Annotated in this window: 9 protein-coding genes and 2 pseudogenes; 4 read left to right on the top strand and 7 right to left on the bottom strand. The window is 58.4% G+C overall.

Annotation, left to right across the window (positions count from 1 at the left end; all coding sequences use genetic code 11):
* Window positions 1-2122: 2122 nt before the first annotated feature.
* Window positions 2123-3409 (bottom strand): annotated as a pseudogene (rpoN, locus tag XI09_RS13265) (RNA polymerase factor sigma-54); the annotation flags it as partial.
* Window positions 3410-4202: 793 nt separating this feature from the next.
* Between rpoN and XI09_RS13260 the strand changes: the two are divergent.
* Window positions 4203-6854 carry a CaiB/BaiF CoA-transferase family protein gene (locus tag XI09_RS13260; RefSeq protein ID WP_271567235.1) on the top strand — a complete coding sequence of 884 codons (2652 nt, stop codon included), beginning with the start codon at window positions 4203-4205 and terminating at the stop codon, window positions 6852-6854.
* The gene (locus XI09_RS13255; RefSeq protein WP_271567234.1) at window positions 6784-8283 is read left to right on the top strand and encodes an alkaline phosphatase family protein; all 1500 of its coding nucleotides are present in this window, start codon (window positions 6784-6786) and stop codon (window positions 8281-8283) included. Before XI09_RS13260 ends, XI09_RS13255 begins: the two co-directional genes overlap by 71 nt.
* 525 nt (window positions 8284-8808) lie before the next feature.
* Here the strand turns inward: XI09_RS13255 and XI09_RS13250 are convergent.
* The 4 genes and pseudogenes from XI09_RS13250 to XI09_RS13235 form a co-directional block, all read right to left on the bottom strand.
* Window positions 8809-9274: pseudogene (locus XI09_RS13250) on the bottom strand (transposase); the annotation flags it as partial.
* Between the two features lie 64 nt (window positions 9275-9338).
* Complete coding sequence (locus tag XI09_RS46140; protein WP_271567233.1) at window positions 9339-10004, bottom strand: group II intron maturase-specific domain-containing protein; 666 nt, start codon at window positions 10002-10004, stop codon at window positions 9339-9341.
* On the bottom strand, window positions 10001-10366 hold the full coding sequence (locus XI09_RS46135; RefSeq protein WP_271567232.1) for a reverse transcriptase domain-containing protein: 366 nt from the start codon (window positions 10364-10366) through the stop codon (window positions 10001-10003). The genes XI09_RS46140 and XI09_RS46135 overlap by 4 nt, the downstream gene beginning before the upstream one ends.
* A 137-nt stretch (window positions 10367-10503) precedes the next feature.
* Window positions 10504-10767: a hypothetical protein gene (locus XI09_RS13235; protein WP_271567231.1), complete on the bottom strand. Its 264-nt coding sequence runs from the start codon at window positions 10765-10767 to the stop codon at window positions 10504-10506.
* Between the two features lie 102 nt (window positions 10768-10869).
* Between XI09_RS13235 and XI09_RS13230 the strand changes: the two genes are divergently transcribed.
* A complete protein-coding gene (locus XI09_RS13230) occupies window positions 10870-11640 on the top strand; it encodes a hypothetical protein (RefSeq protein ID WP_271567230.1) in 771 nt (256 codons plus the stop codon).
* Between the two features lie 815 nt (window positions 11641-12455).
* Here XI09_RS13230 and XI09_RS13225 read toward each other — a convergent pair.
* Together XI09_RS13225 and XI09_RS13220 are read right to left on the bottom strand one after the other, a co-directional pair.
* A complete protein-coding gene (locus XI09_RS13225; RefSeq protein ID WP_271567229.1) occupies window positions 12456-12638 on the bottom strand; it encodes a hypothetical protein in 183 nt (60 codons plus the stop codon).
* Window positions 12639-12740: 102 nt separating this feature from the next.
* Window positions 12741-12962, bottom strand: a complete 222-nt coding sequence (locus XI09_RS13220; RefSeq protein WP_271567228.1) for a hypothetical protein — start codon at window positions 12960-12962, stop codon at window positions 12741-12743.
* Window positions 12963-13661: 699 nt separating this feature from the next.
* On the opposite strand from XI09_RS13220, the gene XI09_RS13215 reads away from it, so the two are divergent.
* Window positions 13662-14099 carry a recombinase family protein gene (locus XI09_RS13215; protein ID WP_271567227.1) on the top strand — a complete coding sequence of 146 codons (438 nt, stop codon included), beginning with the start codon at window positions 13662-13664 and terminating at the stop codon, window positions 14097-14099.
* Window positions 14100-14602: the final 503 nt, after the last annotated feature.

The raw sequence follows: 14602 nt of genomic DNA, 5'->3' as shown, positions 1-14602 counted from the left end.
AAGCTTCGTTAGCATCGCGTAGCCCAGCGAGCTGGCAATCGACCAACTAGACGCCCAGAGCCCCTTGAATCCCGAGCGCTCGGCGATTCTAAAGGCCATCATGCGCCTCCATCAGAAACGAGAGCTCACGATTCGAACAGACCTCGGCGCGAAGCTTTTCGACGGGGGATGGCTGCATGTATTGATGACCTACGGTGGGCCGAACGGCTTGTGGTTGATACGGCATTCACAAATTGGAAGCCGAGCTTCGATTGACGCGAACGTCGCTGTTCATACCCTTTTGGATTGAAGGCGATCAATGACCAGCTCTGGTAGTTTATTTTGACGTCAAGGGCTTGCATGATTGTCAAGAATTGACGTGAAACACAAAGTGTCGTTACGAGTTCATGGGCGTTGATCCCGCTCTCTGATGCGAGGAACGCTTAGTAAAGGGGATATTCCACACAGAGTGTGGTCTCGACCGCTACGAGTGTCATAATGCGGTTGTTGCGTTTACGACATATGGCGAGAGCTACTCGATATGGCCGGCTCGAGATGGCAGCCTCGCGAGAGTGGAGCCGCCATCTCCGAAGAACTTGCTTTGATTCGGCAAGAGGTTACCGGGCGACTGAATGGTATGGCATTTGCTAATGCCGTTCTTGTTTTCTCAAGCCCAGGAGAAAGTCATGCCGCCGTTCGCCGCGGGGCTAATAAGGCCATGGATTGCTGGGGCAAAATGCGAAGCAATTCGCGTCCCGCCAACTGTACTGCGATCAAAGAGGCGCTGATACTATAAACATGGCGTGCTTCCATGTCGTCGCCGATCGTAGTGGTGAGGCATAATGCGGACGAGCGAGCCGACGCAGTGCCGCCGGCGCGTCACGCTCTTGAAAGCTCGACGGTGAGCCCGTCCCTAATCGCCCCTGTCCCCTGTTCCGAGCCTGTTGGGCATATACCTCTCACAGGTTGAAGGTGGCTATCCAAAGGCGGCATGGACGGCATGGGCCGGACTTCGGGGGCGGCAGTGAAAGTCGGCAGACGCATTTCCAAAATGTGCTGCTTGTAGACGTTAGTCCAACGCTGGTTGATACGAGCACGCCGATGACGCCTTAAAACCGAGAGCACGGCGTGTCTCGAACTTGGGAGGATAATTGTGCAGTGGTGGTGACTCTCGTTGACGTGACCACCCCTTTCCGCGTCAGCAACACAGAATCGGCATGCGCCGCCGGAGCATGCGGTCGTAGTGTGAAGCGCGGGTGACGCACCACCAGCTTATCGCAGGACAAAAGGTCTCTCGGCATGTGCCAGTAGGTGACTCCCGGCGCAGCGATGTTTTCACCACTAGAGTTGAGTTAGAAGAACGCGTCAGTATAGCTCCGTGCCGTGCTCTGGCTGCGGGTCCGCGCGTTTTCTCTGGCTGGCTTGGCTGCTGAACATGCTCCGTCAATCTATTTCTTGCTAAGTACGACCCTGAGACGGGACATCGCGCGAGTTTCGCGAGCATTCGCTAATTGCTGATCAAGGGGGGCTAGACAATTGCGCTAGGACAATCGTAGCCCGCAAACGGCACGAGCGGAAGCGGCACTTGCGCCTCGCTTTTTTTGAGCCGGCGGCGAAACCCGTCAGCTTCTCGCAAGGTTTCCGGCGTAACGGTGCCGTCCTTATTTACGAAAGACGTGGTGAGCCCGGGACAATCACACCCATCTAAGAGGACGCTTTTGATGAAGGTCCAGCACTGCGCAAAACGATCGTGAGACCGGCCAGAACGCACCAGAATAGGGCCTACGGCATTCTGAGTTTTCTCGTCATTGACCTGCAGCACAAACCCCGGAGGCGAAGAAGCCGCGTCCCATCGCGATCGGCGGTATTGCCTCGGGAAACGTCACTGATGATCTTATCCAAAGCCGCACCCTGGTAGCAGCGGGCGGCCGAGATCGTCATGTATACCTCCTCGAATCGCGCCTTACCCCCGTCTGCCCTCCCGTCCCGCGCTACCAACGGACTTCATCTCGATGATCTGATCGAGCCGAGCCGGGATGTTCTCCAATCTCTCACCACTTCAGTCGTCGCGTCTCGCTCCTCGCCAACGCAGTCCGAGGCGGCTTGATAACGCCCGACGAAGTCGAAGGCCGCTTTTCGATAGTTACGACAAAAGGTCGCTTTCGGACCCCCAATCAGCGGCTTGCGAGGTCGTCATGGACGGCGAGCATCTACTCGCTGCTCGGCTGTTGACCGTTACCCACACATTTTCGCGGCGGCGTTGCACCGAGGAAGGAATGCGCATGGCTTCGCGGTACTTCGCGACCGTGCGGCGGGCAATATCAATGCCCGAGGCCCGCAACCGTTCCACGATGGTGTCGTCCGACAGGATCGCGGAGGGCTCCTCCGAATCGATCAGCTGCTTGATGTGGTGGCGCACGGCTTCGGCCGAATGCGCCTCGCCACCGTCGGCCGAGGCGATCGAGGCCGTGAAGAAATATTTCAATTCGAATGTGCCGCGATTTGTCGCCATGTACTTGTTGGCGGTGACGCGCGACACCGTGGATTCATGCATCTGGATGGCGTCGGCGACGGCCTTCAGGTTCAGCGGCCGCAAATGCGCTACGCCGTGGGTGAAGAAGCCGTCCTGCTGGCGCACGATCTCGGTTGCAACTTTCAGGATGGTGCGGGCGCGCTGGTCGAGCGCGCGCACGAGCCAGGTGGCGTTCTGCAGTGCATCGGTGAAGTAGGACTTGTCGCCGTCCTTTCCGATCTTCTTCGACAGCTCGGAATAGTAGGTCTGGTTGACCAGCACGCGCGGCAAGGTGTCGCTGTTGAGTTCGACATGCCAGCCGCCGTCCGGACCCGGGCGGACATAGACGTCGGGCACCATGGTCTGGAGTCGGGCCGAGCCGAACTTCATGCCGGGCTTGGGATTGAGGCGGCGGATCTCGCCGACCATGTCGGCGATGTCCTCGTCGTCGACGCCGCAGAGCTTGCGCAAGCTCGCGATGTCGCGCTTGGCGAGAAGGTCGAGGTGCTCGACCAGGGCCTGCATCGCCGGATCGTAGCGGTCGAGCTCGCGGAGCTGGATCGCCAGGCACTCGCTCAATGACCGCGCACAGACCCCAGGCGGGTCGAATTTTTGCAGCACGGCGAGGACGTCGTCCACCTCCTGCTGCGACGCGCCAAGACGTTCGGCGGCCTGACCTAGATCGGGCGGCAGATAGCCGGCCTCGTCGACGAGGTCGATCAGGTACTGGCCGATCATGCGCTGCGCGGGTGCGGTGAAGGCGACCGAAAGCTGCTCGGCGAGATGGTCCGCGAGCGTTGTCTCGGCCGCGACAAAGGCTTCGAGATTGTAGTCTTCGTCACCCGAGGCGCCGCCGCCCCATTCGGTATAGGTGGTCGGTGCCGCGTCCTGGGCGTTGCGCGCCGCAGCCTCGGCCGCCTGTTTGGCGCCGACCTCACCGACGTCAGTCCAGCGACGTCTGAGGTGGTGTCCTCGGCGAATGCGCGTCGAACATCATGCGCTTCCATGAGGTAGAGAGCTCCTAGTTGCGTTGGACCGCTGACGACGCGCCACTCGGCGGACGCCCAATCTGCAGTGGCATACGTCGTTCAACTGGATCAATTGCGAGCTTTGGTAGTTGACTACGAATGACGCATAGATGTCGAAACAGCAGCGATCGCGCCGCCACGATCGAAGATGTTCGCTATATTCGCCTATTGGATCTTGTTCGGCAGATAGCCGAGCGCGAGCGGACGCTTTGTCTCATTCCGCACATTTTGTGATAGATGCTTCAATGCGCTCAATTGCGTCACGGGATGCAAACTTTATTTAGCCCTTGTCTCGCGTCGTGAATTTCGGCTGGGCGCGATTGGTACGATTGTTGCTGCGTTGGCCTCACTTCCTCTACGAGAGCGAAAAGAGCGCATACGGCCTTGTCTGCATCTAGCTGTTCCTACATTCTGCGCAAATTCGGCAATTCATCTCACCGTGGACAGCCAAGCGCCGGCCACTTAATGGCATTTTGCTTCTTCGAGCCGGATGTTGAGTGTCCTAGTCATTGTCGCTCCGGTCCACGTGATTTCCGCCGTGCTCACGCTCGATTCCGAGTACCGGCTACAGAACCGACCCTTGATCGCTATATCACGACGGCCGGGGTACCCATGGCCTGCTAAGCAGCGGCACGCTCGCTCGTCGAGGCGCGGATTTGGCAAGTGATATTCGAAGGCATGGTATGGATAGGAAAGACAAACAGCCACCGGGGGTATTGTCACATCTGAGGGGCATCGAGATCGCCACCTCGGACGCAAGCAGCTATTGCGCTCGATTGTTCGTAGATTTTGGCGCCGACGTTCAGAACATCGAGCCGCCGAGGGGAGATCGAATTCGCCGTACTGCGCCACTCACTGTCAAGGGACAAAGTGCGTGGTTCGCGTTTCTCAATTTCAATAAATCGAGCACTATCATCGATCCTGCGGAGGCGGGCACGATCACGCGGCTAACTGCGCTGATCGAGGATTGCGACGTCCTCATCGATGGTCGGGATGTTGATTCCGCGAATTGCCCTCCCGTTGATGTCGCTGCGATCCGTGAACGCCACTCCGGCTTGATCCACATTGAGGCGAGCTGGTTCGGGCGTGGAGGACCCTACGCAGACTTTGCAGCGGCGGATTCGACAATCCGTGCGCTTGCTGGCCTCATCAAGCTGGTTGGACCGGCAGAGGGGCCACCTTCACACGCTCCAGATTTCCAGACGGGCAATCTTGCCGGCCTGTGGGGGTTTATTGCGGCGGCTTCTTCGGTGATTGCTCGAATGCGCGGCGAGCAGGGCCGGAGGTGGTCACTCAGTATCTTCGAATCGAGCCTCGCTCTGAGCGAATACCTCATCTTTGAGGCCTCAGTGCATGGCGACGTCGTACGCCGTCTTGGCATCAATCGCTTCTGGCCGGTCTTTCCCGCGGGTATTTACGAAACAAAAAAGGGATGGCTTGGCGTTAGAGGCTTCACACCGGCTCAGTGGAGAGCGTTTTGCGATATGCTCGACCTTTCCGAACTTGGGGACAATCCGGATCTGCTTCTCGGCAAGGAGCGTCTGCAGCACATTGAACAGATCGAACAACAATTCGCACCGAGGCTGAAAACGCGTACAGCGCAACAGTGGTTTACCGAGGGGCGTAAACGTAAGATCCCTATCGTGCCAGTACCCCAAATGTCTGATCTTCTCCACGACGCTGAGATGAAGGAGCGCGGCGCGATCGTGCCTGTTCTCCTTGACGAAGAAGAGGGCCTGACCGCGGGCTCGATGCAACGCTTGTCGTTAACGCCGCCGCGCCGAGGTGGTAAGGTTCCGGTTCCAGGCGAACAGCAAGCTATCACGAACGTTCGGAGGCGTCTGCCTTCACCTTCGGCGGCCTGCGTTGATGCCGGACGCCCGCCGATGGATGGGGTTCGTGTGATAGACTTCTCGATGGGGTGGTCAGGACCGTTGTGTACGCGCATCCTAGCCGATCTTGGTGCGGACGTCATCAAAATCGAGGCGATCCGACGCCCAGGTATTACACTCGACCTCACGCGGCCACGAGGTCTCGCTCTTCTCAAGCGACTTTTGGCGAAAGCCGATATTGTCGTCGATAATTATTCAGTAGATGTCCTGCCGAAGCTCGGACCAGGTTGTGATGCGCTCCGAGCGCTCAACCCTCAACGGGTTAAGTTGTCGATGTCCACGTTTGGTGCGGATAGTATTTATCGCGATTGTCGTTCTTACGGCCCGACTCTCGAACAGGGCTCGGGCTTGCCGGGCATAGTCGGAAAGTCCGACTTTCCGCCCGTGATGAGCAATGTTGCCTTCGGAGAGGCTATCGGCGGCTTGAACGGCTGCGTCGCAGTTCTGATCGCGCTGATTTGTGCCCGTGATGCCGGGCAGGGGCAGCTTACTGACCTCGCCCAGATCGAATGCATGCTGCCATTTGCGGCGCCATGGCTCACTATCCACTCGATCGACCCTATGCCGCCGAAAAGGTACGGCAATCGACATCCGCAATTCGTGCCTCACGGCTGCTTTCGATGCGCGGGCGAGGATAACTGGCTTGTAGTAGCCGCCACCGACAACGAGATGTGGCAGAGGCTTGCCAGTCTTATTGGTCGACCAGACTGGGCCATAGACGCGTCGCTTAATTCTGCAGAAGCCCGCCGTAGCATTGACGACAACGTCGAGAACGCCATCGAAGCCTGGACGCGCAGCCGTGATGCAGATGAGGCGATGTTCGAATTGCAGTCGGTAAGGGTTGCTCCCGCCGTAGTTCGGCATCCAATCGACCTGCTCCAGGATCCCCATCTAAGGTCGTGCGCATTTCTGCAGCAACTCGAGCGCCCTTTCATAGGTGCGCATCTACAGCCATCAGTGCCGATCCGCGAAGGGGGCGGACCTTATACGATTCGTACGGCGGCGCCGACGCTGGGGCAGCACAATAGCGAGATCCTGACTTGGCTTCTCAAGCTCTCCGATAGCGATGTTGCAGAATTGGCGAGTGAAGGCATCATCGGGATGACAATGCTCCGTGAGAAACATAAGGCAAAGAGTGCCTCTTCAGGGCCCCGGTGTGTCCGGAAGCGGCTGTTGTGTGCGATGATCGCGGCACGATCTCGCGTCCTGAGCGAAACTCGTGATGGGACGACGGGAAGGCTTACATGGGCGGCGCGAAAAGTATCGGCCACATGTTCTCACCCAGCCTGTGCCGATCTCTCACCTTGTCGCGGCGCTTCGAGCGAGCAACCGTGGGGAGCCCTGAAATATACAGCTAGGAGAGCGTGCCATTATGATAGATCGATCAGGTCCAAACCGCGTTATCATCGTGCTGTTTGGCGGGCTTCGACCCGATCTTGTTAGTCCATCGCGGACGCCGAACCTAGATAGACTCAGGCGCCGCGGTGCCATGCTAGCGCGGCAGCGCACCATCTATCCAAACGAGACCCAGGTTTCATTGACGAGCCTCATCACTGGCGCTACGCCGGATCATCATGGCATTGTCGGCAACAGGTTTCTCGACCGCGTGGCCGCAGCGCCGCGCTTGGTCGATACGAGCGACGACCGCCTGGTCGAGGACCTCGATGCCGCGAGCGGCGGCCATCTGGTCGGCGCTCCCTCGCTGGGCGAGATTCTCGCGGCGAACGGCAAGACGTTTGCGGTTCTCGCCTCGAATTCGGCCGGAGCAACTCGCATGCTGAACCACAAGGCTCGATCGCTCAGCCAAGTGACGCTCTCGGGTCATTTCGCTCGCGTCGCCACGTCAGCCGCAATGCTCGAAAGGGTAGAGGCGCGGCTTGGGCCGACGCCCGCGCCGACGCCTCACGGTATGCCGGATCTTGCCGCTCAAGCCTTTCTAACTTCGGCGTTGCTTGACGAGATCTGGCCTCAAATTCAGCCAGACGTCTCAATTCTCTCCTTCGGCGAGCCTGACACCTCGTCGCATCATTGCGGAATCGGCGCGACGCCGACGCTGGAGGCGATCCGCTTTCTCGACCACCAGTTCGGCCGGGTGCTGGATTGGTGGGAATCTGAAGGGGCGCCCAAGGGCGTGCATCTTATCGTGGCATCCGAGCATGGCCATGTCACGGCGCACGCGCAGGCTGATCTTTTGGACACGTTGAAGGCGACGGGGATGCGTTGTGGCCAAGTGCCAGGACCGGGGCTCGACGCGGTGATCATGTCGGGTCAGGTTGGCGCCATTTACCTGACGGAGCCATCCGACCGCGCCATCCGCCGCTTGGTTGCGGCAATGACGGAACGGCCTTGGTGCGGTCCGGTTTTTACGGCCGCTAAGAGCGGTGAGGATGGGATCGCCCCAGGTAGCCTCGCCCGTCATCTGGTGTTCGCCGATCATCCCCGGTCGGCTGACATATTGTTTTCGTTTCGGGGAGACGATGGTTTCGATTCCTTTGGCTTTCCCGGCCGCTGCTGGAGCCCGAATTCGCCGGTTGGGCTCGGTGTGCACGGCGGGCTACACGCCAAGGAAATGTCGTCGCTCGGCATCCTAGCCGGCCCATTGATCAGAAGCGGCGTGGAATCGCATGTGCCTTCGGGCATCTGCGACTTCGCGCCGACCGTGCTCAGCCTGCTTGGCATTTCGCGGCCATCCACGATGACCGGCCGCGTCCTCGCGGAGGTCCTTATCTTCGGTGCAGAGGATCCTCCAACCGTCGAGACGGTTCATCAGGCGAGAGCCGGTGGATACCGGCAGGACCTGCGTCGTGTGCAGGTTGGTGCGACAATCTACGTCGATGCGGCGGATGCTTCTTCATCCAATCACTGCAGTTGATCGTACGCGAAGATCGATCCCGACCCATGAAAAAGCGCCGCTGATCTACTTGTCGCTCTTTTCCGTCTGGTGACCGCAACTGCAAGCGTCAAGCAGGGGAGCGGGTCAGATTGCCTCGGCTTGGCTGTCCAAGGTCGGGCTCGCAGCAATGCTCTCGGATTTGAAGCAAGAGAGCTATGCCGTTCCCTTTCAGAAGCAAGCCAGCACAATCAGGCTACCCCGGGGCTTTGCCAGATTGCAGCGGCCATAGCTGACACAGAGCGTAGTGAGTCGGCCCACTCTTCCGTTACCCGCCAAGGACTGTATAGTTCCACTGGACTGAGCTTGTACCGGCCGGCGATGCAAGATGCTGAGATGCCTCAAGCCCTAGATTTACAAACCGCCCTTGCCTGAAGCGATGAGATTGGCTCGGCAATTGCTGCGAGCTCAAGCTCGTCAGCGAGTAGTGTCCTGAACCAGAAGTTAGAGCTGGCCCCGGTTGTCTGAACAGCAATTCCGCGTCGAAAAGTGGAGTTTCTGCCAGAGTTAGGCTGCCGCGCGGAACGGCAGCGGGCTGAAGTAAGCTTGATCGGGGGTGCCGCCGTCAAGACTCGAGTGGGGACGCCGGCCATTGTAAAAGGCGAGGTATCGGCCGATCGAGGCGCGGGGGTCGGACACGGTGTCGTATGCGCGCAGATAGACCTCTTCGTATTTGACGCAGCGCCACAGCCGCTCGACGAACACGTTGTCGCCAGGCGCCCCGACCGTCCATGCTGATGGCGATGCCATGACTGGCGAGCATGCCGGTGAATGCGGCGCCCGTGAACTGCGAGCCTTGGTCGGTATTGAAGATGTCCGGCTTGCCGTGGCGAGTGAGAGCGTCCTCCAGCGTCTCGACGCAGAATGCGGCTTCCATAATGATCGAGACGCGCCACGACAGCACCCGGCGGCTGAACCAGTCGAGCACCACCGCGAGATAGACGAAGCCGCGCGCCATCGGGAGTGGAGTAAGAAGCGCGAGCGCGCTTCTCCTCCCCGAACCGTACGTGCACCTTTCAGCGCATACGGCTCTCTGTTCAAGCTTGGCCCATGGCCATAGCAACATCATGATAGTGCGAGGTGACAGTGCTGCGGGCTGCTTTTCGGAAGATGTATGGATTTTCCTCCGGATTGCGCCACCGGAACTGCGCCTTCGGGCTTGAGACAAGCCGGTAAAGTGCTTTTCCGTTGGTCCCGCGGCGTTCATTCCGACCAAACACGAGCCTGGTTTTCGCCTTGCCCGGTTCTGGGGTTCGGTACCATTTCCGCATCAAAGGTTTGATGCGAGATCGGTATTTGTGCCCCAGCCAATGTACCATTTTCCAGAATACGACATGGTCGATGTGCCGGAATACGTACGCGGTGAAGTCGGTGAACTTGTAGAACGCTGCCCATCCCGCCAGTTGACGGTTTAGGCCTGCGATCATGTCGACCGTGCTGACACTATGATTGCCGGAAAGGGTTTCAGTGAGCCTGCGAACAAACCCCTTCGCCTTTTCCTTGGGTATCGTTGTGACGACGGACATGCGTCCGTGCGACCCTCGCTTGCGAATGATCCTGTGCCACAGAAAGACGAAGCCGTCATTGACGTGAGTGATATGGGTTTTCTCCCTATTCAGCATCAATTTCAGCTTGCCTTCCAGAAAGGCACGGCATTCCTCGCGGATTTCCTCTGCTTGAGCTTTTGTCCCTTTTACGATCACGACAAAGTCGTCAGCGTATCGGCAATAAGCAACCGCCGGCTTCCATTGCCGTTCTCTCGAACCGTAATAGGGCGGCCCAACTTGATGCCAAAGTTCCATGCCCAGCGGTCCTTGCGGGCCTTGTCGCTCAGGTATTTCGCCTCCAGCCACGCATCGAACTCATGAAGCATGATGTTGGACAAGAGCGGTGACAGCACGCCACCTTGCGGAACACCCTCGCTGGAGGCTGTAAACAGGTCACGGTCAATGTGACCTGCCTTCAGGAACCGCCAGAGAGGATCAACAAACCGCCCATCCTGCATTCGTCGCCGCACGCATCTGATAAGCAGCCGGTGATGAACCGTGTCGAAGTAGCTTGCCACCGGCGATACGAGCGGTCCTGCTCGCGGCCGCGGCATCAGCCAGGCAAGTAGCGACTCGCATTCTGGCCGGCGGTGCATAGATGCCGGCCATGTCGAAGAAAACGGCACCGGAGATTATTGCCATCGTGGAAAGATGATTATGACCGGGCCCTCGAGACGGTGAGGTGAAGCCTCTGCCCGTCCTCGAGAAGAACAGATAGTAACGGGCAGTCGCTGGTGGTCTTGCTGATGGCAACCGCGGCCTTGCGCTGCCCGATGGAGTAGTGCATCAGAAGGGCTTCCGTGAAGTCCGCCGCAAGGATTTCCAGCGGGTCTGAAAGCATGGTGGTTGCCACGGCTTTGATTTCCCTGGGCTCTTTCAGCACACTTTTCTGAGATTTGGATGATTTCCTGAATCGCATAGGAATTTCCCGGCAGAATTCACCTCAGGCCGGAGCTGATCATCCGATACGATCGAGTAGACGCCCACATACTACGGCCACATCGCCTTTATCGGTCATCCGATGCAGCTCGATGACGTCTTGCCGAAACTTCTTAACGGCAGCTGGCGGACCAGCGATGAAGCTAAAGCCGCAGATACAGAGCGGATCGACAGCGGACGACGCGAAATGCGCGAAAGGGCGCTGACTGAGTCGATTCTCGCCAAGCTTCGGCCGGCGATGGAGGCGGAGGATTGGGCAAAGGCGGTTTCGGCGGTCGAAGAGGCCGTCGCGGTGATGCCGGACGATCTCCGCTTCCGCGCGCTCCATGCGGAACTGTTGCTTCACAGACTGCGAAACTTGCAGACCGGCTTGCCGGTTCTGAGGCAATTCGCTCGCGACGCGATCGACAAAAACGATGAGGGGTGGATGGAGTGGGCGCTGCGCCAACTCTTTGATCCGGCGAATGACAATTCCCACTTACCGTCTGCCGAGCGCCTCGCGATCGGCAAAGAGTTGTCCGAACACATTCTTGCGCTGAATCCTCCGCAAGGGGACGGTGGCTTCAAGTACCGGTCCTATGGGACGGTCGCTCAGTATTATTATCAGAGCGGCAACAAGGATCGCGCAATCGAATTGGTCGAGGCGGCGTTGAACTCGCTAGGCGGTCCTGAGCCTATCCCCGAGAAACTGAAGCAGCACGTTATGTCGACGTTGGTCGAAGCGCTGGCTAACTACAAGGGTGAGAAGGCGCTATGGGACTGTTTGTGCAACTCCGCAAAACGGGTTTCCGAGAGCGTCAAAGCGCAGGCAACGGAGCAAACAACAAAAAGAAGGGTGATAGTTGCTCGCTAGCCATCATCCATTTCTCCGGCGGCCAGTGGCAACTAAATCTGACGGTCTGACGGTTTACACGAAAATGCTAACGACGCCACCGGCATTAAAATGCACGCGCGCAAAGCCATCTGGGCGGCCGGACCTAGGCGGGCATCGCCGCGCTTCTGCAGACAGGTGAAGATGAATGTTGTCAATCCGCATGCCCAGCTCACGCAAACTCTCGAACTGATCGCGCAGGCGGACAACGTCTAAATCGCTGCTCTCATGCTGTAGGAACCCGCAAAAACAAATGGGCCTATAACCATGTTCCTATTGAAATCAAGGAGACAGAGCGGCCGAGCTCTCGCTCGGCTTTGACGGACCGTAGGGTTACGCTCACCGAGCAGCTCTTTGGCTTTCGCAAGCTGGGTACGCGGATCACTAGCCGGCTTTGGGGGATGAAGCTGCCTTTGTCGCTTGTTGCCGCCGACAGTGACAGACCTCTCGGTCACAGCTCGGTTTTTCGATCCGGAAAACCTCCAGGCTGGGGCCGATTATCCACTCTGGAAGCACAGTAGACTTTGGCATCGAAGTTCCGCGCGCCGAGTGCGTCCAGCGGATTGGGTTCCGTATTCTTCGGGCGTGTTCCCTCCGCGCGCAGGTTGTTGCCCAAGACTGCGAGCTGGTCTACAATCTCACCGTGTGCCGTTTGCATATGACATTTGAGAGTTTCGGCATCCGCGGTTCACATATGTAGTCGCGGGTCACTGCAGTTCAGTCATTTTTGAAAACTCGTTTTTGTAACGCATTGGAACACCATGTCGTGTAAAGCAATAGTCTCAGCTTACGTACGCTTAAGAAACCAGCAGGCGCTTGAAGATATGAGAGACCTTCAGCGCGAATTGCTCGAGTCCGCGTCCGGCTCCGCAAGCAAGCACGTTCACGCAGATCTCCGATTGATCGAGGATGGGTTGGAACAGCTCCGCGTCGCAAACTTTGAGGCCGAATTCGCTGCCGCGGCCCCGCCGCTCCGGCATTGAGCGCCGTGATCGCCTGCTCCAGCGGGCGCTTAGCGCCGACGTACAGATCCAACAGCTCGCTGGGGCGGTGCCTTTGATGTTGAGCCGGGACACCTGAAATTAGCGCTCCTTTTGCGCGTGCTCGGCCTCGACGGCGCGCAGCAGGGCTGCGAGGCTGGGATATTCCACCCCATTGCGAGCGTAGCGGTTGACGCGCTCGACATAGCAGGCCGATCCGTCCGGCTTGCCGCGCCAGCTGAACAGCAGCACGGCGCTGTTGTGCTGGCGCAGAACGTGGCCGGCGCCACTACCGAAATTCTTGCTCATGGCGTGGCGCTTCATGGCCGGCCTCCAGCTTCGCCAGCTCCGACTCGTCCATTCCCGGATGAGCGTCCCGGACTGAACGTTCCGATTATAGGCGAGGAGAAATTCGGAGGGGGTGAACAGCTTCACACTTCTTGGTTTTCAGGCGGGTTGGAATGGGCTGACAGCTGCACAGGTCGGGAGCTCACTGTCCAGCAGGGCAGGGTGCCCCGGCGTCGGGAGCGCGAGCTCCGGGCTGCGCAGTACGTCCGGATGTCTACGGATCGGCAGCAATATTCGATCGCAATCCCGATGGCTGTCATCGCCGCCTACGGCAGCCGAGCATCGGCTCACGACCGTGCGCACTTATATCGACGAGGGCATCAGCGGATTGAGGATAAACAACCGACTGGGGCTCATCGGTCTGACTAGGGACGTGGGTGACGGCGATTTCGGGAATGTCCTGGTGCGGGGCGTTAGCCGCTGGGGGGCAGGACACAGACGAAAGCGCATATTACGAGTTCATCTGCAAGTTGGCTGGTGTGAAGGTGCTCTATTACGCCGAAGTCTTCGAGAACGACAGAAGCCCGATGTCCGGCCTCTGGAAGAACATCAAGCGCCTGATGGCAGCGGAGGGCAGCCCGAATCAGAGGCTAAGGTTTTTGCGAAACAGAGCCGAATTGCAGGCCTTAGCTATTGTATGGCGGTCGGCCCGGCTTCGCGCTGCGAACAGAGCTGATGGACGCAACTGGCAAGTCAAGGGGATTTCTCGGCCATGGCCAGAAAAAGGCCTTGCAGACTGACAGCGCCTTGCTACGGGCCGGCCCACCCAATGAGATCGCGATCGTGCAACGGATATTCGAAAGCTTCGTCGCCAGGAAAGAGGAAACCGCCATCGCCCGCGAGCTGAACGAGAGAGGAGTTTCAAATCATCGTGGCGTTCCGTGGAATCTCAAGATGATCGGTCGCATCCTTCGCGACGAGAATTACACTGGCAACACGGTCTACTGCCGGACATCGAACGACCTGCGAGGGCGCCGGGTCATCAACGGCATGGCCAAATGGATACGAGGAGTTGATGCACTTAAGCAGATTGTGCCGCGGAGCGTCTTTGACGCCGCACGACGGATCATTGAGCGACGAATCCAAAGGTTGTCCTCGGATGACTTAAAATGAAGGTGAAGACCTTTTCCGATTTCGATTCGATCTTCTCAAGGCGGGAACGCGTTGATGGTGAAAGGAATGCATTTTTAACACCGAGGAATCCGCGTCAGGAGCCATCCAGCTATTCCGCGCGATACCGAGCTCGGAGGCTTCGCGTCAAAGAACGTTTTCTTCAGCAATTGCGAGTAAGGCAAGAGGAACACGCTGGTAGGGCCATGCTAGAGGTCGCTGACGGCGACCGCCAGCGGTGTCGCGGCTTATTTACCCGCTCGAGTCGCGGAATAAAGACTACCGCATTGACCAGTGTGTTAGACTTAAATGTCCGCGGGCTTTCGACTAGGTCACACGTCAAGTTGATCCGAGACATCACGCCTGACGAATTCGTGCGCAAGTGGAATCCAGTGGTGACTTGATGCCAAGCCGGTATGAATCAGAAACTAGCTTCATCTGCCCACGGTGTAGCAAGTTTGTCCGGACGAAGCTGGACGTGCCAGAGCTGAGCTTTACGGGGGCGC

The organism is Bradyrhizobium sp. CCBAU 11386, from assembly GCF_028128955.1.
Classification (GTDB): Bacteria; Pseudomonadota; Alphaproteobacteria; order Rhizobiales; family Xanthobacteraceae; genus Bradyrhizobium.
The sequence above is the reverse complement of the archived record's forward strand: the minus strand, read 5'-3'. Positions and strand labels throughout refer to the sequence as shown.

Excerpts from the sequence above, each read along its gene's own strand:
- XI09_RS13260 (WP_271567235.1), top strand. The coding sequence starts at position 4,203 with ATGGATAGGAAAGACAAACAGCCACCGGGGGTATTGTCACATCTGAGG.
- XI09_RS13255 (WP_271567234.1), top strand. The coding sequence starts at position 6,784 with ATGATAGATCGATCAGGTCCAAACCGCGTTATCATCGTGCTGTTTGGC.
- XI09_RS13235 (WP_271567231.1), bottom strand. The coding sequence starts at position 10,767 with ATGCGATTCAGGAAATCATCCAAATCTCAGAAAAGTGTGCTGAAAGAG.
- XI09_RS13230 (WP_271567230.1), top strand. The coding sequence starts at position 10,870 with ATGCAGCTCGATGACGTCTTGCCGAAACTTCTTAACGGCAGCTGGCGG.
- XI09_RS13225 (WP_271567229.1), bottom strand. The coding sequence starts at position 12,638 with ATGCCGGAGCGGCGGGGCCGCGGCAGCGAATTCGGCCTCAAAGTTTGC.
- XI09_RS13220 (WP_271567228.1), bottom strand. The coding sequence starts at position 12,962 with ATGAAGCGCCACGCCATGAGCAAGAATTTCGGTAGTGGCGCCGGCCAC.
- XI09_RS13215 (WP_271567227.1), top strand. The coding sequence starts at position 13,662 with ATGGACGCAACTGGCAAGTCAAGGGGATTTCTCGGCCATGGCCAGAAA.